16 protein-coding genes are annotated in these 19,928 nt (G+C 62.0%); 13 read left to right on the top strand and 3 right to left on the bottom strand.

Going from position 1 to position 19,928, the window contains the following annotated elements:
- The first annotated feature begins 84 nt into the window (after positions 1 to 84).
- Complete coding sequence (locus EH165_RS00295; protein ID WP_164479029.1) at positions 85 to 1,047, top strand: Gfo/Idh/MocA family protein; 963 nt, start codon at positions 85 to 87, stop codon at positions 1,045 to 1,047.
- Between the two features lie 181 nt (positions 1,048 to 1,228).
- On the opposite strand, the gene EH165_RS00290 is transcribed toward EH165_RS00295, so the two are convergent.
- On the bottom strand, positions 1,229 to 2,560 hold the full coding sequence (locus tag EH165_RS00290) for an aminotransferase class I/II-fold pyridoxal phosphate-dependent enzyme (RefSeq protein ID WP_124797523.1): 1,332 nt from the start codon (positions 2,558 to 2,560) through the stop codon (positions 1,229 to 1,231).
- A gap of 235 nt (positions 2,561 to 2,795) precedes the next feature.
- On the opposite strand from EH165_RS00290, the gene EH165_RS00285 reads away from it, so the two are divergent.
- The 10 genes from EH165_RS00285 to EH165_RS00245 all read left to right on the top strand — a co-directional run bounded on the left by EH165_RS00285 (position 2,796) and on the right by EH165_RS00245 (position 13,361).
- Positions 2,796 to 3,644 (top strand): nitrilase-related carbon-nitrogen hydrolase, encoded by an 849-nt coding sequence (locus EH165_RS00285; RefSeq protein ID WP_124797522.1) that lies wholly within the window; start codon positions 2,796 to 2,798, stop codon positions 3,642 to 3,644.
- Positions 3,645 to 3,708: 64 nt separating this feature from the next.
- A complete protein-coding gene (gene hydA, locus EH165_RS00280) occupies positions 3,709 to 5,130 on the top strand; it encodes a dihydropyrimidinase (protein WP_124797521.1) in 1,422 nt (473 codons plus the stop codon).
- Positions 5,131 to 5,177: 47 nt separating this feature from the next.
- Complete coding sequence (locus tag EH165_RS00275; protein ID WP_124797520.1) at positions 5,178 to 6,203, top strand: TIGR03842 family LLM class F420-dependent oxidoreductase; 1,026 nt, start codon at positions 5,178 to 5,180, stop codon at positions 6,201 to 6,203.
- Positions 6,200 to 7,069 carry an ABC transporter permease gene (locus EH165_RS00270; RefSeq protein ID WP_124797519.1) on the top strand — a complete coding sequence of 290 codons (870 nt, stop codon included), beginning with the start codon at positions 6,200 to 6,202 and terminating at the stop codon, positions 7,067 to 7,069. Before EH165_RS00275 ends, EH165_RS00270 begins: the two co-directional genes overlap by 4 nt.
- Entirely contained in the window at positions 7,066 to 7,884 is an 819-nt protein-coding gene (locus EH165_RS00265; protein ID WP_124797518.1) for an ABC transporter ATP-binding protein, read from the top strand. Before EH165_RS00270 ends, EH165_RS00265 begins: the two co-directional genes overlap by 4 nt.
- Positions 7,881 to 8,723: an ABC transporter permease gene (locus tag EH165_RS00260; RefSeq protein ID WP_124797517.1), complete on the top strand. Its 843-nt coding sequence runs from the start codon at positions 7,881 to 7,883 to the stop codon at positions 8,721 to 8,723. The genes EH165_RS00265 and EH165_RS00260 overlap by 4 nt, the downstream gene beginning before the upstream one ends.
- Before the next feature lie 65 nt (positions 8,724 to 8,788).
- Positions 8,789 to 10,063, top strand: a complete 1,275-nt coding sequence (locus EH165_RS00255) for an ABC transporter substrate-binding protein (RefSeq protein WP_206426018.1) — start codon at positions 8,789 to 8,791, stop codon at positions 10,061 to 10,063.
- An 85-nt stretch (positions 10,064 to 10,148) separates the two neighbouring features.
- Entirely contained in the window at positions 10,149 to 11,504 is a 1,356-nt protein-coding gene (locus EH165_RS00250; protein ID WP_124800197.1) for an aspartate aminotransferase family protein, read from the top strand.
- 280 nt (positions 11,505 to 11,784) lie between these two features.
- Positions 11,785 to 11,961: a hypothetical protein gene (locus EH165_RS15220; RefSeq protein ID WP_164479028.1), complete on the top strand. Its 177-nt coding sequence runs from the start codon at positions 11,785 to 11,787 to the stop codon at positions 11,959 to 11,961.
- Positions 11,962 to 12,002: 41 nt separating this feature from the next.
- The gene (locus EH165_RS00245) at positions 12,003 to 13,361 is read left to right on the top strand and encodes an APC family permease (protein WP_124797516.1); all 1,359 of its coding nucleotides are present in this window, start codon (positions 12,003 to 12,005) and stop codon (positions 13,359 to 13,361) included.
- A gap of 59 nt (positions 13,362 to 13,420) precedes the next feature.
- On the opposite strand, the gene EH165_RS00240 is transcribed toward EH165_RS00245, so the two are convergent.
- Positions 13,421 to 15,703 carry an MMPL family transporter gene (locus EH165_RS00240; protein WP_124797515.1) on the bottom strand — a complete coding sequence of 761 codons (2,283 nt, stop codon included), beginning with the start codon at positions 15,701 to 15,703 and terminating at the stop codon, positions 13,421 to 13,423.
- A 152-nt stretch (positions 15,704 to 15,855) separates the two neighbouring features.
- Here EH165_RS00240 and EH165_RS00235 point away from each other — a divergent pair, with 152 nt between their 5' ends.
- Positions 15,856 to 16,236: a TraR/DksA family transcriptional regulator gene (locus EH165_RS00235; RefSeq protein WP_164479027.1), complete on the top strand. Its 381-nt coding sequence runs from the start codon at positions 15,856 to 15,858 to the stop codon at positions 16,234 to 16,236.
- Here the strand turns inward: EH165_RS00235 and EH165_RS00230 are convergent.
- Positions 16,225 to 17,472, bottom strand: coding sequence for an ATP-binding protein (locus EH165_RS00230; RefSeq protein WP_124797513.1), 1,248 nt, complete (start codon positions 17,470 to 17,472; stop codon positions 16,225 to 16,227). The genes EH165_RS00235 and EH165_RS00230 overlap by 12 nt on opposite strands.
- A 236-nt stretch (positions 17,473 to 17,708) precedes the next feature.
- Between EH165_RS00230 and EH165_RS00225 the strand changes: the two genes are divergently transcribed.
- The gene (locus tag EH165_RS00225) at positions 17,709 to 19,892 is read left to right on the top strand and encodes an alpha-galactosidase (RefSeq protein WP_124797512.1); all 2,184 of its coding nucleotides are present in this window, start codon (positions 17,709 to 17,711) and stop codon (positions 19,890 to 19,892) included.
- The last annotated feature ends 36 nt before the right edge of the window (positions 19,893 to 19,928 follow it).

The following is a 19,928-nucleotide window of genomic DNA, read 5'->3' as shown; positions in this document are numbered from 1 at the left end:
GGACTCCAGGCCCACCGCTCGGCCGGCACCGCCTTAGGTTCTACTTGTCAACGTCAGAGTTTGAGCTACAAGTCGGGAATGACCATGTCTTCATCACCTGTCCGATGGGCCGTTCTCGGCTCGGCCAACATTGCTGCCAAGGTTTTTCTTCCAGCTATGCGCGCAGCGGGCGGGAGGGCGGTCGTGGTGGGGAGCCGTCGACCCGAGCAGGCCCGGGAATGGGCTGCGCAGAATCACGTCGAGTCCACTGCGGATTACGCCGCCGCAATCGCCCATCCGGACGTCGATGCGATCTACATCGCCCTCCCTAATGATCAGCACATTCAGTGGGCGAAAGCGGCGAGTGCTGCTGGTAAGCCGGTGATCTGCGAGAAGCCCTTGGGGCTGGACGCTGCTCAGGTCGCTGATTTGCTGTCGACAGTTTCTGTCGATGCACCGCTTTGGGAGGCTTTCGCGTTTCCGTTCCACCCGCAGACCGGGCTGCTGCGTCAGCTCATCGACGATGGCGAGCTGGGAGAACTGCGAGAGATAATTTCCGAATTCCACTTCAATTTAGCAACGACGGAGAACATCCGGCTCGTTCCGCAACTCGGCGGTGGCGCCCTCTACGACGTGGGCTGCTACCCCATTCGACTCGCTCGCATGCTCTTCGGTTCGGAAGTGGAGACCGCCGTGGCCAGTAGTGCTGCTGCGGGCTCCGGGGTGGACATTGAAACAGCTGCAATCGCCAACTTTGCTTCCGGTCAGCGGTTGATTTTATCTGCCGGCATGCGTCGCCCCGTCTCGACTTTCACTCGCATTATGGGATCATCGGCCGAACTCAGCGTTAGCAACCCGTTTCACCCGAAACCTGTTGATACAGTGGAGCTCTGGCGTGATGGTTCACTGAAAAATACGTGGACTGCCGATCCGAAATCAGCCTTCCAACACATGATCGAGCACGTGCAGCAGGTCAGCCGCGGTCATGACGCGCAGTGGCTGGCGTCGCAGACTGCACTTGGCAATGCGCAGGCCCTGGATCTGATCCGAGCAGCCGCACGCGCCTGAGCGCAGAAGGTGGCTCGCGTATTGCTAGCCCGGGCCGAAATCCTTCGCCGAGCGGTGCCCTATGACGCAAAACGCCGCCCCAAACTCGCCATAGCCCACCGCTCGGCGCACACCGCTGGCGCACACCGCTGGCGCACACCCTCGGCGCACACCCCTCGGCGCACACCCCTCGGCGCCTCCCCTACTCCGCGCGGGATGCTGCGGCCAGCAGGGCGCCGATCTGGTCGAAATCTTGCGAGAGCCGCGACAGGCTAATGCGCACGAACTGTTCCGTTTCAACAGGTTTCGCGTAGAAGGGCCGGCCGGCCGCCACCTTCACGCCGCTCGCGGCGAGGTGCAGCATCGCCGCCCGTTCACTCCGCACCCGTAGCCAGGTGTTGATCCCGTCCGATGGTGTGTGCGAAACACCGTGCGTCACAATAGCTTCTGCCAAGGCTCGCTGCCGCGCGTGGTACACCATGCGTGCTTCGGAAATCTGCGTGACCGAGTCCGCGGCCGTCAGCAGCTCGTAGAGAACGGTCTGCATCATTCGCGATGTCCAACCGGGGCCCAGCATGCGGCGGGCAACGATGCGGTCCAGCATCTCGGTCGGACCTGCGAGCGCCCCCACTCGTAGGTCGGGGCCGTGTGATTTCGCGTAGCTACGCACGTGCAATGTTCTGTGCGGCAACCATTTACCCAGGCTGATAGTGCCGCTCGTGGTGATTTCGCCGGAATGGTCGTCCTCGATGATGACGGGGTCGCAAGTTTTCGATTTGATGATGCGGGCAAGTTCTTGGGCGCGCGACTGGGTTAATCCACAACCCGTCGGGTTTTGGGCGCGCGGCTGCAGCAAGATGGCGCTCGGGTGCAAGTCCAGCGCCGCCGACAGCTCTGCTGGCACCATGCCCTCCGCGTCCATCCGCACGCCGATACCGTGCAGACCCAGCTGTTCGAGCATGTCCAGGAACGGCGGAAAAGTCGGCTCCTCCACCACAATGCGGTCGCCGAATCGGGCCACTGCTTCCAGGCACCGGCTAATCGCGTCCAACGCGCCGTCGGTGATGGTGAGGGTGCCGGGCTCAAATGGCCAGGTGGCCCGCAGGCAGAGTTCAAGTTCGGGGAGCACCCGGGCATCGAGGTAGCTATCGGTTTGGGCGCGGGCGGGCACCTTGCTCAGGGCGGGACCAAGTTCCGGGAGTAACAGCGGATCCGGGGTGCCCGTGGAGAGGTCGAGCCGGGCTGGCAGGGCGCTACCGGCGAGCTTGCCGAAGTGTGAGGGCATCCACTGGGGCACCGGGTCGAGCACGAAGCTGCCCGCCCGCCCACGGGAGCGAATGAGCCCCACCCCGGACAAGGCTTTGAAGGCGTTGCTCACCGTCGCCGGGCTTACCCCCAGCTCGGTTGCCAACTCTCGGACCGTCGGCAATCTATCGCCCGGAGCCACATCACCGCCGCGGATCAGACGCGACACAGTCGCGGCGATACCCTCGGGCGTCCGCGCCTCGATCGCTGTCGTGATCTGGTTGAGCATCAGTCCCTAACGATTTGAGATTTGCTCTTGACTTATTAACACCGGCGACACAGGGTGAAACCCAGGTGAAATGTTCACCGCCCAGAATAACAATACCGATCCGGCAGCAGCGTGGGTGTCGTCATCGAGTCTTAACCAGGTAACTGGAAGGGACCAGAACAACACCAGCGGCGCCAGTGGGACGCGAGTTCTACTCCGGCTGGTCTTGCGAAAAGCACCTCGAGAGGATCTGCACATGACCGTAGTGCGCTCGGCCATTACCCAGGCAACATGGACCGGCGACAAGGAGTCGATGATCGCCAAACATGAACAGTTTGTGCGCGACGCCGCCGCCCAGAACGTGCAGATCATCTGCTTCCAGGAATTGTTCTACGGACCCTATTTCGGCATCACCCAGGACGCGAAATACTACGACTACGCCGAAAGTGTTCCCGGCCCCACGGTGGAGCGATTCCAGGCCCTGGCCAAGGAGTTCCACATGGTCATCGTCCTCCCGGTCTATGAAGAAGAGCAGCCGGGAGTTCTCTACAACACGGCCGCCGTCATCGACGCCGACGGCACCTACCTCGGCAAGTACCGCAAGCACCACATCCCGAACGTCGACCGGTTCTGGGAGAAGTTCTATTTCCGTCCGGGCAACGCGGGCTACCCCGTTTTCCAGACCGCGGTCGGCAAGGTGGGCGTGTACATCTGTTACGACCGGCACTTCCCGGAGGGATGGCGCGAATTCGGGCTGGCCGGCGCGGAGATCGTGTTCAACCCGTCAGCGACCAAGCCAGGTTTGTCGAACCGACTCTGGGAACTGGAGCAGCCCGCCGCGGCCGCCGCCAACCAGTATTTCGTGGCTGCGAATAACCGGATCGGGACAGAAACAGAAGAGTTCGGCGACGACGCTGTGACGTTCTACGGCCGGTCCTACTTCGTCGATCCGCGTGGCAACTACGTCGGAGACGTCGCCTCGACCGACACCGAGGAGATCGTCATTCGCGACTTGGACTTGGGCCTTATCCGCGAAGTTCGCAACTCTTGGCAGTTCTACCGTGACCGCCGCCCGGATTCCTACACCGCCATCACTGCGCCGTAAGGACCCCTGGCAAACGCCAGTCACCTACCCCGAACCCGATTAAGAAAATTAGGAAACTTCGCGAATGACAACAACTCTCATCACCGGCGGGATGGTTGTATCGGCCACCGGACGCGCGCTTGCCGACGTGCTGATTGACGGCGAGACCATCGCTGCGGTCCTGGCACCAGGCTCCACACTGTTGGGCAACGATCTCAAGACAAGCGTCGATAAGGTCATCGACGCCACCGGGAAGTATGTCGTACCAGGTGGTATCGACGCTCACACGCACATGCAAATGCCCTTCGGCGGCACCGAAGCGAGCGATACCTTCGAGACCGGTACCCGCGCAGCCGCGTGGGGTGGGACGACTACGATCGTCGATTTCGCGATCCAGTCGTATGGCGAGCGCGTCGAGGACGGTCTCGCCGCCTGGCACGAAAAGGCCGCCGGTAACTGCGCTATCGACTACGGGTTCCACCAGATCATCGGCGACGTCAACGAAGCCTCGTTGAAGGCGATCGACGGGCTCCTGGACGAGGGCGTCTCCAGCTTCAAGCTATTTATGGCCTACCCCGGGGTGTTCCTCTCCGATGACGGGCAAATCCTCAAAGCCATGCAGAAGTCGGCTTCCACCGGCCTTTTGACGATGATGCATGCCGAAAACGGCAGCGCCATCGACATTCTCGCCCAGCAGTTGATCGCCGACGGCAAGACCGACCCGTACTACCACGGCATCGCGCGGGCCTGGCAGATGGAAGAGGAAGCCACCCACCGCGCCATCATGTTGGCTAACGTAACCGGCGCACCGCTGTACGTGGTGCACGTATCGGCCAAGCAGGCCGTCGCCCAGATCGCCACCGCGCGTGATGCCGGCCAGAACGTCTACGGCGAGACGTGCCCGCAGTACCTCTACCTCTCGCTCGAGGACAACCTGGGTGCGCCCGGGTTCGAAGGCGCCAAGTGGGTCTGCTCGACACCGCTGCGCTCGAAGGAGGAGGGCCACCAGCAGCAGATGTGGCAAGCGTTGCGCACCAACGATATTCAGATGGTCTCGACCGACCATTGCCCGTTCTGCATGAAGGACCAAAAAGAGCTGGGCATCGGCAACTTCAGCAAGATCCCCAACGGCATCGGCTCCGTCGAGCACCGCATGGACCTGCTGTACCAGGGCGTCGTCAATGGTCACATCACGCTCGAGCGTTGGGTTGAGATCACCTCCACCACACCAGCTCGCATGTTCGGCATGTACGGCAAAAAGGGTGTCATCGCGCCGGGCGCCGATGGGGACATCCTCATTTATAACCCGAACGGTCACACCTCCATCGGGTACGAGAAGACGCACCACATGAACATGGACCATTCCGCCTGGGAGGGTTACGAAATCGACGGCCACGTTGATACGGTTTTGTCCCGCGGAAAGGTGATTGTCGACGACAACGCCTACGTCGGCACCAAGGGCGACGGCCAGTACGTCCGCCGCGGGCTCAGCCAGTACCTGATCTAAAAACCTCAAAGCCCAGGCAAGCCACTCACTATCGAGATAAGAGATCCATGGAATTCGGAGCGGTATTACAGACCAACCCACCGTCAGCGCGCACGGTTGCGCTGGCAAAACGGGCCGAGGAACACGGCTTCGATTACGTGTGGACGTTCGATTCGCACGTTCTCTGGCAAGAGCCGTACGTGATCTACAGCAAGATTCTGGCCGAAACGAACCGGATCAAGGTTGGCCCCATGGTTACCAACCCGGCCACCCGCGACTGGACGGTCACTGCTTCGACGTACGCCACGCTGAACGAGATGTACGGCAACCGGACCGTCTGCGGCATTGGTCGCGGCGACTCGGCGGTCCGCGTTCAAAATGGCGCACCCACCACTCTCAAGACGTTGCGCGAAGCGATCCACGTAATTCGCGAGCTCGGCAACTCCCGATCCGTTCAACATAACGGTGCGGAACTGCGGTTCCCGTGGAGCGTCGGCTCCGAACTGGAGGTGTGGGTCGCGGCCTACGGACCACTGGCTCTGAAACTCACGGGAGAGGTCGCCGACGGCTTTATCCTGCAGCTCGCTGACCTCGACATTGCCGAATGGATGATCAAGACGGTCCGCGCAGCCGCAGAAAACGTGGGGCGCGACCCCGATGCGATCAAGTTCTGCGTGGCCGCTCCGATGTACATCGGCACCGATATCGAGCACATGCGCAACCAGTGTCGCTGGTTCGGCGGGATGGTCGGCAACCACGTCGCCGACATCGTCAAGAAGTACGGCAATGACGCCAACATCCCGCAGGCGCTCACCGACTACATCGCTGGCCGCGAAGGCTACGACTACAACCAGCACGGCCGGGCAGGCAACACCCACGCCGACTTCGTTCCGGACGAGATCATCGACCGCTTCTGCATTCTCGGTACGGCGCAGGAGCACATCGAGAAGCTGGAGAAGCTCAAAGCGTTGGGCGTGCACCAGTTTGCCGGTTACTTGCAGCACGACAATAAGGAAGCGACCATGCTGGCGTACGGCGAGACCGTCATCCCCGCGCTGCGCGATCAGATCACAGCGAAGGCAAGCGGCGAGTGACCAGGACGCGGAACAAGCTCTCGGGGATCGTCTTCGGCATCCTCGGAGTGCTTGTCCTTGCCGCTATTTGGGAGCTGTACAAGTGGTTGGGTCCCACCAATGGCGTGGCTGGCATTCTGCCGAAGTCCGACGACCGGGCGATGCCGCACTTGTGGAGCATGGTGACTCGGGCGTTCGAATCGGTGAACTCGACGCAGGGTTCGGAGGTCCTGTGGTTGGCAGTGGTCAAAGCCAGCCTCAATAGCCTCGGGGTTGCTGCTGCTGGGTGGCTGTTCGGATCGTTGATTGGTTTCTTGCTCGCACTGCTGATGCAGCGGTTTGCTGTCGCCGAACGCGCGGTGCTGCCATGGCTGATCCTGAGCCAAACCGTGCCGTTGATCGCACTCGCGCCGGTGATCGTGACCTTGGGCGGCAAGATCCAGATCGGAGCTTTTGAGTGGGAGAAGTGGATGTCGGTCGCGGTAGTGGCCTCGTTCCTCGCCTTCTTCCCCGTGGCAGTGGGCGCCCTTCGCGGTCTTTCCTCGCCTACCGTCATCCACTTGGAGTTGATGCGCACCTACGGAATCGGATGGTGGAAGACGCTGCTCAAGCTGCGCCTGCCCGCCAGCGTGCCGTATCTGTTGCCTGGTCTGGCTTTGGGCGCCGTGAGCGCCATTGTGGGCACCGTGGTGGGCGAGGTGTCCGTCGGCTATTCGGGCGGGATTGGCAGAATGATCATCGCGTTCGCGCAGTCCACCAGTTCCGATCCCAACAAGCCGTACGCACCCATCGCGGGGGCCGTCTTGATGGGACTGACCGCGGCCGGACTCGTCGCACTGATAGGGCTGGGGCTATCCCGGTACCGCCGACAGGAGAGTAGTACATGAGCGAGCTCACTTCCCCCGCGGTCACAGTCGCCGGGGTCAACAAAATTTTCTCCGTGGCCAAAGGCGCCAGCGTGCAGGCACTCTCGGACATTAATCTGGAAATCGCTGCTGGCGAATTCGTCTCACTGATCGGGCCGTCCGGTTGCGGTAAGTCCACGCTGATGCGGCTGATCGCCGACTTGGATACCCCCACATCGGGCGAGATCACCGTGTTTGGCAAATCTGCCAAACAGGCCCGGCTGGATCAGGATTACGGCATCGCGTTCCAAAGCGCCGGCCTACTGCCGTGGCGCAGCGTGCAGGCCAATATTGAACTCCCCCTCGAATTGCACGGCGTCGGAAAGGCCGAAAGGCAGGCCAGGGCCAGTGAGCTCATCGAGCTCGTGGGTCTGACTGACTTCCGAACCCGCTTCCCGGATCAACTTTCCGGCGGCATGCAGCAGCGAGTCGCCATCGCCCGGTCATTGGCCGAGAAGCCACAACTACTGCTGATGGACGAGCCTTTCGGCGCGCTGGATGAGATGACGCGCGAGCGAATGCAATCCGAACTCGTCAAGATCTGTTCCGAGACCGGCGCTGCCGTCGTGTTTGTCACCCACTCCATCCCCGAGGCAGTATTCCTGTCCGACCGCGTAGTCGTGATGTCCCCTCGCCCCGGCGAGATCCGGGACATTGTCTCGATCGACTTGGGTCGCGGCATCGACCGCGGCGACGACCTGCGCGAGGACTCCGGATTCTTCAGCGGGGTCACCGAGGTTCGCGAGGCGCTCCACGGCGCCCCGTCGCTATCGAAGTTGGGGGTTGACCTTCGATGACGACGTTCATCCCGTCTGACATCACCACCACAGCGCCGCCGAAATCTGATTCTGCGGGGGGCAACGGCTCCAGGAACGCGTTACGCGCCGTACTTCCTCCCATACTTCTAGGCGTCCTTGTCATCGTGGGCTGGCAGTTGTTGGTGGATATCAAGGACATTAAGCCGTATTTGCTGCCCAGCCCCTCGGGCATCGTGGCAGAAACCGGCAAGATGTTTCCTCAGTTAATCAAAGCCACCACCGCTACCGGCTGGAACGCTCTCGTGGGCTTTGTTGTCGGCGCGATCATTGCGATAGGGGCCGCGATCGTGGCGTCCCAAGTCGTGGTGATCAACAAAATGCTGGTTCCCATCGTGTCCGCTCTTGCGGTGGTTCCGATTGTCGCCCTGGCCCCCGTACTTTTCTCGATGCTCGGCGCCACCTCGGAAACCCCGCGCCGCGTCATCGTCTCCATCACCATTTTTGCGCCTATCTTTATCAACACCCTGCGGGGCCTACGGCAGGTCCTACCGGTTCACCGTGACTTGATGCATGCCTACGCCGCATCGAGGCGCCAGCTGACGAAAAATGTCACCATCCCCGGAGCGCTTCCGTTCGTTTTCACCGGACTCCGGATTGCTTCGTCCCTGGCCGTCATTGCAGCCGTGGTCGCGGAGTATTTCGGCGGCCTGCAAAACGGCCTCGGCGGACGAATCGCATCCGCCGCGGGTGGCGGCAATAACCCGCGCGCGTGGAGCTACGTGCTCGGCGCCATTGTTCTTGGTCTCATCTTTTATGGGGTCACACTGCTTCTGGAGCGGATCGCCCAGCGCAAGCTGGCGCCGAAGAAGGAGGCGTAGCAAAAATAGTTGTCACCGCACTCACCGTCCGGCATACACACCCACGCACGTACACAAGGAGACACATGAAGCTCACAATGCGCCGATCTCTCAGCGCGGTGGCCCTGGCCACCTCGGCCGCGCTCGTCCTGGCGGGTTGCTCTTCGAGCGATAACGCCGCCACCAGCTCCAGCTCGGCGGCGCCTGCGGCGTCGAGCTCAGCTGCCCCCGCAGCGTCCAGCAGTGAATCCCCAGCGACGTCCAGCTCCGCAGCGGCGTCCAGCTCTGCAGCCCCGGCCGCGTCCAGCAGCGAAGCCCCGACCGGCCCGCTCATCCCGGTCAAGCTCCAGCTGCAGTGGTTTGCTCAGGCTCAGTTCGCTGGCTACTACGCGGCGGCCGAGCAGGGCTACTGGAAGGACGAAGGCCTCGACGTCCAAATCGTCGAGGGTGGCGTTGACATCGTCCCGCAGACCCAGCTGGCCAACGGCTCGGTCGACTACGCCATCGCGTGGGTACCGAAGGCACTGGCCTCCCGCGAGCAAGGCGCCGGTATCACCGACGTCGCGCAGATCTATCAAAAGTCCGGCACGCTGCAGGTATCAATGGCTGACAAGAACCTCAAGAAGGCCGCCGACCTCAAGGGCAAGAATGTCGGAAACTGGGGCTTCGGTAACGAGTTCGAACTGTTCGCCGGCATCACCAAGGCAGGCCTAGACCCGGCGGCCGACGTCACGCTGGTGCAACAAAACTTCGACATGAACGCACTGCTCGACGGTTCGATCGATGCCGCTCAAGCAATGACGTACAACGAGTACGCACAGGTTCTGGAGACCAAGAATCCGGCCACCGGCAAGCTTTTCCAGCCATCCGACCTTAACGCGATCAACTGGAACGACGAAGGCACCGCGATGTTGCAGGATGCCATCTGGGCCAACACGGACAAGCTTCAGAACGACACCACCTACCAGGAAACGACTGTCAAGTTCCTCAAGGGTGCGTTGAAGGGCTGGATCTATGCACGCGATAACGCGGAGAAGACCGCGAGCGTCGTTGTGGCTGCCGGATCTCAGCTCGGCGCCAGCCACCAGCTATGGCAGACCAACGAAGTTAACAAGCTGATCTGGCCGTCCAAGGACGGCATCGGCGTCATCAACGATGCAGCATGGAAGCAGACGGTCGATGTCGCTATGTCGGCGAAGAACCTCGAAGGCAGCACCGTCATCACCAAGGCACCGGAAGGGTTGGCGTACACCAACGATTACGTCATGAAGGCGCTCGACGCCCTCAAGGCGGAAGGCATTGACGTCACCGGCGAGTCGTACAAGCCGATCACCGTCACCCTCAACGAGGGCGGCAAGTAACACTTGATATATCCGGTGGTGGCCAGTGCCCGCACTGGCCACCACCGGCCCCACCTCATTTCTCTTTAGAAAGCCAGGCTCAGCTGTGACCGCTACCCCCGAGGCCCCCGTCAAGACCAACGACGGACAACTCACCCTTGAATTAGATCGCGCCCACGTCTTTCACTCGTGGTCGGCCCAAGGCGCTTTGAAACCGATGGTGATCGCCGGCGGATCAGGGTGCAAGGTCTGGGATTTCGATGGCAAGGAGCTTCTCGACTTCTCCAGCCAGTTGGTGAACGTCAACATCGGTCACCAGCACCAGGGTGTCCTCGACGCCATCAAGGCGCAGTTGGACATCCTCACCACGGTCGGACCCGCGTTCGGCAACTTGACACGCGGCCGCGCCGCCGACCTGATCCTGGACAAAGCAAACCAAGGCAGCGAAAAGACCCACTTCCAGAAGGTGTTCTTCACCAACGGCGGCGCCGACGCCAACGAAAACGCCATCCGGATGGCGCGTCTGGTCACCGGCCGCGATAAGGTGCTTTCGACCTACCGCAGCTACCACGGCAACACCGGATCGGCTATCGTCGCCACCGGCGACTGGCGCCGCATGCCCAACGAATACGCCACCGGCCACGTGCACTTTTTCGGCCCTTACGCCTACCGCAGCGAGTTCTGGTCCACCAGCGAGGAGCAGGAATGCGAACGCGCACTGCACCACCTCGAGCGCGTCATCCAGAGCGAGGGCAGCCACACCATCGCAGCCCTCCTGATGGAAACCGTCCCCGGCACCGCCGGCATCATGGTGCCGCCGCGTGGCTATCTCGCTGGCGTGCGCGCCCTCGCCGACAAGTACGGCATCAAGCTTATTTTCGATGAGGTGATGGCTGGCTTCGGCCGCACCGGCGGTTGGTTCGCCTTCCAAAGCCTGGCCGAGGACGGCGTCGTTACAACCCCCGACCTGATCACCTTCGCTAAGGGCGTCAACTCCGGTTACATCCCCGTCGGCGGTGTGGTGATCTCGCCCGAAATCTCCGCGGCTTTCGACGAAGCCGTTTTCCCCGGCGGTCTCACCTACTCCGGTCACCCGCTGGCGATGGCGTCCATCATCGGAGCGCTGACCGCGATGCAGGACGAAGGAATCGTCGACAACGCCAAGCGGATCGGCGAAGACGTGCTCGGGCCTGGTTTGGAAAAGCTGGCTGCGCGCCACGAAGTGATCGGCGACGTCCGCGGTCTCGGTGTGTTCTGGGCCATGGACTTGGTCAGCGACCGCGAGACCCGGACCCCGCTGCCCGCTGCGAAGATGGCCGAGTTGAAGGCCAAGTTGCTCTCCCTGGGCATGCTGCCGTTCGTTCAGGAGAACCGTGTGCACGTGGTGCCGCCGTGCATTGTCACCGACGCCGAAGTAGAGCAGGCGCTGGCGATCTACGACGAGGCGCTCAGCTCGCTGTAGTTTTTATGAAAGTTCCACCGCCGGTCGGGCTAGTCTGAAATTTGAGGCAAGCTCGACCGGCTTCTTTGTTCGGCCCGGTTCTGCCCGTGCTTGTTCTACCACCGCATGCCCTGCAGCCACCATGCCTGCCCCCGAAGGATCACCCCCATGACGTCTCCGAACCGCCTCCGCTTCCGCGTCGACGAAGACTCAATGCTGATCATTGACGGTGAGCTGCTTATCGTTGTCTGCGCTGCGCTCAGCATCTAGACACAGTTCTGTCACCTGAAAACTACTGCGGGTGGACGTCACCCCCGACGGGATGGATTGGAAAGTCACCTTGCGGGTGCACGGCAAGCACCAAGAACTGCCTCTGCTGAAGTGTGTCGTGCAGGCGGCGCGAATCCCGCAGTTCCAGACCTTTAGTGCCTACGCCAAACAAGTTCAGGAATGGTCGTTGAGCCAGGACCCGTGGTAGGCGGGATAGGACCCGAAAACCTCCCCGTTTACACTCATTCGATGACCACACCAAAGCCGCAACAAGAGTCCAAACTCAAGAAGGCAATTAGCGGACCGCTGCTCTATCTGTTCATCCTCGGGGATGTTCTCGGCGCGGGAATATACGCATTGGTGGGCAAGGTTGCCGGCGAGGTGGGAGGCGCTATTTGGGTGCCGCTACTCGTGGCGTTGTTCCTGGCCATGCTGACAGCGGCGTCCTACGCCGAGCTCGTCACCAAATACCCTAAAGCCGGCGGAGCTGCTCTATTCGCCGAGCGAGCGTTCAAGCTGCCGTGGCTCTCATTTCTGGTCGGCTTTTGCATGCTCGCTGCGGGTGTGACCAGCGCTGCCGGGCTCAGCCTGGCTTTTGCCGGTGATTACCTCAAGCCGTTCCTCAACGTTCCCGCAGTTCCTGCAGCTCTCGTCTTCCTGGTGCTTGTCGCATTGATCAATGCACGCGGGGTCAAGGAGTCTGTCCGCGCGAATGTGATCATGACCGTCGTAGAGGTATCGGGGCTGGTTCTGGTCATCGTTCTCGTGGGACTCATGCTGGGCCAAGGCAACGGCGACGTATCCCGCATCGTGGAATTTAACCCGGACGTTTCCCCTGCTGCCGGAATCTTGGCTGCCTCTCTCCTTGCCTATTACTCCTTTGTCGGTTTTGAAACCTCCGCCAACGTTGCAGAGGAAGTCCACGATGTTCACCGTGTCTATCCCAAAGCCCTTTTCGGTTCATTGTTGACCGCCGGCGTTATCTATGTGCTCATCGGTATCGCGTCTTCCATTGCGCTGTCTCCGAAAGAACTCAATGCCTCATCCGGGCCATTGCTACAAGTAGTGCAAGCCACGGGCTTTGGCGTGCCAGATTGGCTCTTCGGTTTAGTGGCGTTGATTGCTGTTGCCAATGGCGCGCTCCTGACAATGATCATGGCCAGTCGATTGACATTCGGCATGGCCGAACAATCGTTATTACCGCGAACGCTCGGCAAGGTTCTGCCCCACCGCAAAACGCCGTGGGTAGCGATTATCGTCACCACCGTGGCGGCGATGGCTCTCACCCTCACCGGCGATCTTCAGTCACTTGCCGAAACTGTTGTGTTGCTCCTGCTTTTCGTATTCATCAGTACGAACGTGGCGGTGCTGGTGTTGCGGAAGGACAAAGTCGAGCACCAGCACTTCCGCGCCCCGACGGTCATCCCCTATCTTGCGCTGGCTTCCTGCGTCCTTTTGCTGACCCAGCAGGGAGGCGCTATCTGGCTCAGGGCCGGTGTGCTGCTTGCTATTGGCCTTGCGCTATTTTTTCTCGTCAGAAGGTTTAGCACCAACAACGACAACGGATCCAGCACGGCGCAGCCGGCGGCCAATGAACAGCAGGGCTGACACGCCAGCAAGCGAGAAGAACCACCCGCAGACCGTGCGCGTGCACGGCCTGACGCTGCCTACCCGCCCGTCCGTGCCCGGCCAGTTGTGTCGCTATCTCCGGCAACCAGCGCGGCGGCTTTCCCTTCGGCGCCATCATCGCCACCATCATCGCCACCCTCGATCGACACCTTGGGCACCCATTCCAGCCATTGCGGAAAGTACCAGTTGCGTCTGCCCAACAGGTGCATGACGGCGGGTACCAAGACGGTTCGGAGGATGAAGGCGTCCAGGAAAACCGCTGTGGCCAAACCGATTCCGAACATCTTTAGAAAACGGTTGGGGTCGAGGGTGAATCCTAAGAAGACCATCACCATGATCAACGCGGCGGCGGTGATGATCCCGCCGGTGCGTGCTTGGCCCTCCCGGACTGCTTTACCGTTATCGCCGGAGCGCAGGAACTCCTCGTGCATGGACGATACGAGGAACACCTGGTAATCCATCGATAGGCCGAACAGGATGGCAAACATCATCACCGGAATAAATGCCTCTATCGGCCCCTTGCCGATCCCGAGAGTTTCGGCCATGAAACCGTTTTGAAAGATCGCGACTACTACCCCAAATGACGCGGCGGCGGCCACTAGGTTCATCAAGGCGGCTACCGCCGGCACCAGCAACGACCGGAACGCAATCATCAGCAGGAGAAACGAAAGCCCGATGATGGCGGCGAAGAACAGCGGCATCCGTTGGGTCAGCACCGCGGCAAAGTCGGTGTTGACCGGAGCGTTACCAAAGACGAGAACCTCACCGGTGGCGCCGGTTTCAGCCATAACCGCGGGCAGGATTCTCCCCCGAAGCGTGGAGATCAACTGGTCGGTCGCCTCGGATTGCGGCGCCATGGTGGGAATCAGGGGCAGAAAGGTCAATCCGCCTTGCATCGCCGGAGCCGGTGGCACGATCAACACCGCACCCGGGTCGGCGAGCTGCACCGCCGCGGGCAACGCAGCGGCGATCTTCGCGGTGTCGGCTCCGGACGCCCGCACCACCAATTGCATCTGGTTGTTGTAACCGGCGCCGAACTTGTTCGCCACCGTGTCGTACGCCTGCCGTGTCGTCGAGCTGGGCAGATCGTTCCCTTGGTCAGCATGCCCTAGGCGCATGCCGAAGAATGGCAACGCGAGCAGCACCAGGACGATTACCGACGCCAGCGCCGGTAGCAGCGAGCTGCGTTGGATGTAAGCGGACCAGCGAGTCCAAAACCCGGACGTTGGCAGTGCCTCGAAACCGCCTGCCGCCAGCGCTTTCCGGTCTTTTGCAGTCAGCGCCTTCAGGCCGAAGAAGCTCAGTAACGCCGGCAGCAATGTCACCGAAGCTGCCATGGTGAGCACCACGCCCATCGATGACACCACCGCGGGTCCGTAGAGAAACTTGACTCCCAGCAAGCACAGACCGAGCAGCGCCACGCAGACAGTGAGGCCTGCGAAAATCACTGCCCTACCGGAGGTGTCGATAGCCTTCAGGATCGACTCGGTGACACCGACACCGGCCCGCAGATTCCGTCGGTGCCGGGAGACAATGAACAGCGCGTAGTCCACGCCCACACCGATTACCATCAGCTCGGCTAGCGCCGGCGCAAATTCGGCCACCGACATCAGATGGGTAACCCCTGCCGTCAAACCGAGGGTAGAGACCAGCGCGGCGATCGCCGTCGCGATCGGCAGTATGGCGAGCCAGTTCCGAAAAACCACGACCAGGATGAGCAGCGCCGCCAGAAATCCGATCAGGAATGGCGGAAAACCCTCCTGCTGCAACAGCAATGCGAAGGCGTCCCCGCCAAAGTTCACCGACACCCCGGGGGCCACGCCTTGAGCCAGCGCGGTGTCGAGGGCATCTTGGATCGGCAGCACGTCGGGTGCGAGCAAATCGTTGGTGTCCCAACGAAGTTCAGCGATAGCGGTGCTGCCGTCCGGCGAAATGACGGGCTGCGCCTTCGCGGGAGCCTCGCCCTTGCAGGCGATGAAACCGAACGGGCTGTTGATGCTGTAAATCTTCTTCACCCCGCCGGCTTCGATAGCGCAGAGCGACTGCAGCGCCGGTTGGAGCCCCGCACCCGCACTGGCAATCGGGTTGCCCCCCGAAGTAGACAGAACAATTTGGCCACTGATGCCGTCATTGCCGGATGTGGGAGCGTCAGCGAGGAGGTCAAACACCTTCTGCGAGTCGGTTCCCGGCAGGTTGAAGTCGGACTTAAAGTCGTTACCACCGGAGAGGGCGCCGACCAGCTGTGAGCCAGCCATGACGGCCAACCACAGGAGCACGACGGCGACGCGATGATGGACCGACCAACGGGCTAGTGCGCGCACTGCTGCTCCTCGAAATTGTGGGGGCCGCGAGGCCGACGCCGTACGGGCCGAGCCATATGTTCCGGCATCGAGGACCACGTGCACAATCGAGGGTCAACCACGAATACATCGGTGCGCTCTCACGTCCTGAAGCGCTGGGGGGAGCGGGGCCAATGTCTGGACCGGAGCCAGAGGATGCGTCCGCCGACGCGATCAACTCACGCGGTGCATTGCTCGCGCAGCGACAGGAATGCCAGGCAGCTGTTCGCACCTGGGCCGCGGCGCTGGAGCAGCTGCGCCAACTTCGGGCCGACGGATCCGACGATGACGAGCACGACCCGGACGGAATGCCGCTGTCCTTGCAGATATCGCGCCTGGAGGGCCTTATCCGCGACGAGGACGCCAGGCTCAGTGAAATCGACCATGCACTCGGCAACCTGACGCAGGGCCGCTACGGGGTATGCGCAGAGTGTGGCGCCGTCATTGCGCCGGGTCGCCTGGCTATCCGGCCGGCCGCGAGAACATGCGTGAGCTGCGCACGCCTACTGCCCTGACTCAAGTGCTGGGTTGGCACGACGTTGAATGATGGACCCGGGCCGGACATCGTCTGGTCCCGCGCCGAGTTGCAGGACAAATTCCGCGAACCCCGCGATGGTGAAGGTCAGCAAACCATGGCCTGCTGCTTCGATGATGCCCTTGTCCATCAAAGAGCGTCGGAACATGCTCCACGCGTTGGATTCCACTCCCAGCGCCGCAGAGATGGCGGCGGTTGCTGCCACCCCCCGCCCGTCGCTCACCTGTGCGATCGCGGAGATCACCGCTTGCTCGGCGGGCGTCGCCTTCGCCCATCTACCGCGAAACATGCCGTGGTCCAGGCTTTCTCGCACCTCGACCATGGCTGCGGCGAAGTGGGCCATGCTGAGCACGGATCTGGCTGCTGGTCCCGCCTGTAGCCACGTTTCGTCGCCGATGTACTGAATGAGGTACGGCGAACCGCCCGCGTAGTCCAGCGCCGCCGCCGCAGCTGCGGGATCCCACCGCACACCCAGATCCAGCGCTGGTTCCAACAGAGCCCGCTCGGCTGCGATGTGATCGAGGCGGCCCAGCGTGCGGAAGTCGAAGCGTTCAGTGAAAGACGCAGCCGCCATCACCAGTTCCGGAGTTTGCGGCAGACCGGCCGCAAAAATTCCCAGCGGCGCGTGTGCGGCCTTGGTGGCGTCCTGGATGGCATTGGCCAATACCACCAACTGATCGGAGGGTGCTTCCTGGAGTTCGTCGATCAGGAGGACCAGGCCTGGCTTGTCGTGTTCGCGGCTCAGCACCGCCGCATCGACGAGGAGGCTCGCCAGCACCTGCCGCTGGACGGTGGCAGCGGCACGAACAGATCGCTGCGGTGCGTCGGCAACGATTTTGACGATCCCGGCGGAGAACTCGATGGATAACGCGGCCATCCGGTCTTTGAACTGCTGCCACGCCCTGCTGCGCCCCGTGCTTTCCAGCGGGCGTAGCGCCTCCGCTACCGCTGCCACGATAATTTGGATGTTGTCCGACACACGGTCCATCGACACCGCCGCCACCGTAAAGCCGCGACTGGCCGCGCGGTCGCCGATAACTCCGAGTGTGACGGTTTTGCCCAACCCACGTGAACCGGTGAAAACCATTGCAGCGGAACGGGATTGGCCTGAATTTTCGATCCGGGTGAGAGCTGCTTGCGCTCTGGCCAGTTGCAGATCGCGGCCAACGAGGACGGCGGGTTTCGCGCCGAAGCCCGGGCGGTAGGGACTATCCATCAGGCGAGCTTATAGCTGTTTAGATTTTGAGTCTAATCTAAACATTTCTAACCTGACGGGACCCGCGGGGCGAGGCTCGAAACACAAAACCCCAGCTCTAGCGTCCACGAGACGCGGGGCAGGGACGCCGAGACCAAATTGAAACCAAAGAACCCTTGACCCTCGCGATCGTCGGCACTAAATTTCATCTTTAATACCAGCCCTGAATAAAAGCGGCTGTCTGGCGGAAAGTTTCAATGACGAAATCACCTGGCTTCCTCGCGCACCTTCGCGCCGGTGGTGTCAGCATGGTGCTCGACAGTCGAAACGACCAACTGCCAGCAATTCTGCACTGGGGCGCCGACCTCGGCCCCCTGTCTAACAATCAGCTGACCGAGCTCGCGATTGCAGTAACAGGCCCCTTTGGTGACAGCCGAATCGAAGCCCCTGGCCGGGTCGCCCTTCTCCCCAGTGCCGCCGATGGCTGGACGGGCACCCCCGGTATCGCGGGAAGTCGCTCCGGCGAGGACTTCTCACCTGCATTGATAGTGACAGAAACCACCGCACATGACGGTCCGGAAGCCACCTCGATCAGATACGCGGCGAGCGACGCACACGCGCAACTGAACGCCACGATTGAGGTGGGCCTCAGCTCCGCCGGCATCGCCGAGCTCACTGTCACCCTCACCAACACCAGCGCGGACCGGGACTACCAGCTGGTAGGTATCAACCCCTTCCTCCCGGTACCAGACCGCGCCGACGAACTCTTGACTTTCACCGGTCGCTATTCCCGGGAGCGAACTCCGCAGCGGTCTTCCTTCCAGGTCGGTACTTATACAATTGCCTCCCGCAAGGGGAAGCCGGGGCCTGAGTCCGGTTATGTGATGCTCGCTGGCGAGCCCGGTTTCAGCTTTGAGTCAGGCCAGGTGTGGGGAGTGCATCTTGGCTGGTCGGGCAATCAAAACCTGACCGCCGAGCGCTCCTTCCACGGCAGCCGGCTCATCGGTGCCGCCGAACTGCTGCTGGCGGGCGAGGTCACGCTCGCGCCAGGGGAAAGCTACTGCGCCCCCAAGGTCTATGGCAGCTTCGGCGCCGGCCTCAACGATCTCGCCGGCCGCTTCCACCAGCACCTGCGTGCGCGCTCGAACCACCCGCGAGCAGACCGCCCCGTCGTGGTAAACACCTGGGAAGCGCTGTACTTCGACCAAAACGAGCACGACCTCGTCAGCCTTGCTGAAGCCGCGGCCGCCGTGGGAGCCGAGCGGTTCGTCTTGGATGACGGCTGGTTCAGTGGCCGCCGGTCCGATCGTAGTGGTCTTGGCGACTGGTGGGTGGACGAGGACGTCTGGCCCAACGGTCTCGGCGCGCTGATCGAAAAGGTGCACGGCCTTGGAATGGACTTCGGCCTCTGGGTGGAGCCAGAAATGGTCAGCCTAAACAGCGCCCTCGCGGCCGCGCACCCCGAGTGGCTCTTCCGCGCAGGTGACCGGCAGGGTCAGCCAAGCCGCAATCAATACGTTCTGGACCTAGCCAATCCAGGTGCATTTGAGCACGTCCTCACCCACCTCACAGATCTGCTCGATCGGTACCCGATCGCTTCGTTCAAGTGGGATCACAACCGTCCTGTTGTTGAAGCGGGCCATCAACCCACCGGCGCCCCCGGTGTCCAGCAGCAGACTCTGGCGACCTACCGATTGATGGCCGCGCTCAAGGCGCACCAACCCAGTCTGGAGATCGAGTCCTGCTCAGCAGGTGGCGGTCGCCTCGACTTGGGCATCGCGGAGTTCACCGATCGGGTGTGGCCAAGCGACTGCAACGACGCCTTGGAGCGTCAGGCTATTCAGCGCTGGACCGCGCTCATTCTGCCGCCGGAGCTGATCGGCACCCACGTGGGGCCGGAGACGTCCCACACCACAGGCCGCAGGCACCACTTGGATTTCCGGGCCGCCACCGCGTTCTGGGGCAACATGGGGATCGAATGGGACATTCGCGCGCTTCAACCCGAGGAACAACATCGGCTCACGCAGTGGGTTGCGCTGCATAAGCAATTCCGCCATCTGCTGCACACGGGGCGCGCGGTCGTCGCCGACCATGCGGACCCGGCGATGTGGATCCACCTCGTTGTTGCCCAGGATCAGCGCGAAGCGGTTGCCGGGATCACTGCCGTTCAGCGGTCCACCACGTGGCCGCCTGGCCGGTTCCGGCTGCCGGGCTTATCGCCGGGAACCACGTACCGCATCGAACCATTGATGGCGACGTCGGAGTTCCTCGAGACCACGTGGACGCCAGCCTGGTTCCGATCGGGAACGCACCTGACCGGCCGCATGCTTGCTCAAGTGGGCCTGGCGTTGCCAGCCTTGCTCCCCGAGCGAACCCAACTGATTCACCTCACCGCCGTCGACGACCCCCTCGTCGGAACCGAAAACGCCTTACCTACTTGATTTCTCCCTGGAGTTCCGTGAGAGCGGGTCTCTTCA

The sequence above is a fragment of the Nakamurella antarctica genome (genome assembly GCF_003860405.1).
GTDB lineage: Bacteria > Actinomycetota > Actinomycetes > Mycobacteriales > Nakamurellaceae > Nakamurella > Nakamurella antarctica.
This window is presented reverse-complemented; position numbering and strand designations above follow the sequence as displayed.

What these genes read in the sequence shown, in the direction of transcription:
- EH165_RS00295 (WP_164479029.1), top strand. Translation starts at nt 85, where the DNA reads ATGTCTTCATCACCTGTCCGATGGGCCGTTCTCGGCTCGGCCAACATT.
- EH165_RS00290 (WP_124797523.1), bottom strand. Translation starts at nt 2,560, where the DNA reads ATGCTCAACCAGATCACGACAGCGATCGAGGCGCGGACGCCCGAGGGT.
- EH165_RS00285 (WP_124797522.1), top strand. Translation starts at nt 2,796, where the DNA reads ATGACCGTAGTGCGCTCGGCCATTACCCAGGCAACATGGACCGGCGAC.
- hydA (WP_124797521.1), top strand. Translation starts at nt 3,709, where the DNA reads ATGACAACAACTCTCATCACCGGCGGGATGGTTGTATCGGCCACCGGA.
- EH165_RS00275 (WP_124797520.1), top strand. Translation starts at nt 5,178, where the DNA reads ATGGAATTCGGAGCGGTATTACAGACCAACCCACCGTCAGCGCGCACG.
- EH165_RS00265 (WP_124797518.1), top strand. Translation starts at nt 7,066, where the DNA reads ATGAGCGAGCTCACTTCCCCCGCGGTCACAGTCGCCGGGGTCAACAAA.
- EH165_RS00260 (WP_124797517.1), top strand. Translation starts at nt 7,881, where the DNA reads ATGACGACGTTCATCCCGTCTGACATCACCACCACAGCGCCGCCGAAA.
- EH165_RS00255 (WP_206426018.1), top strand. Translation starts at nt 8,789, where the DNA reads ATGAAGCTCACAATGCGCCGATCTCTCAGCGCGGTGGCCCTGGCCACC.
- EH165_RS00245 (WP_124797516.1), top strand. Translation starts at nt 12,003, where the DNA reads ATGACCACACCAAAGCCGCAACAAGAGTCCAAACTCAAGAAGGCAATT.
- EH165_RS00235 (WP_164479027.1), top strand. Translation starts at nt 15,856, where the DNA reads ATGTCTGGACCGGAGCCAGAGGATGCGTCCGCCGACGCGATCAACTCA.
- EH165_RS00230 (WP_124797513.1), bottom strand. Translation starts at nt 17,472, where the DNA reads ATGGATAGTCCCTACCGCCCGGGCTTCGGCGCGAAACCCGCCGTCCTC.
- EH165_RS00225 (WP_124797512.1), top strand. Translation starts at nt 17,709, where the DNA reads ATGACGAAATCACCTGGCTTCCTCGCGCACCTTCGCGCCGGTGGTGTC.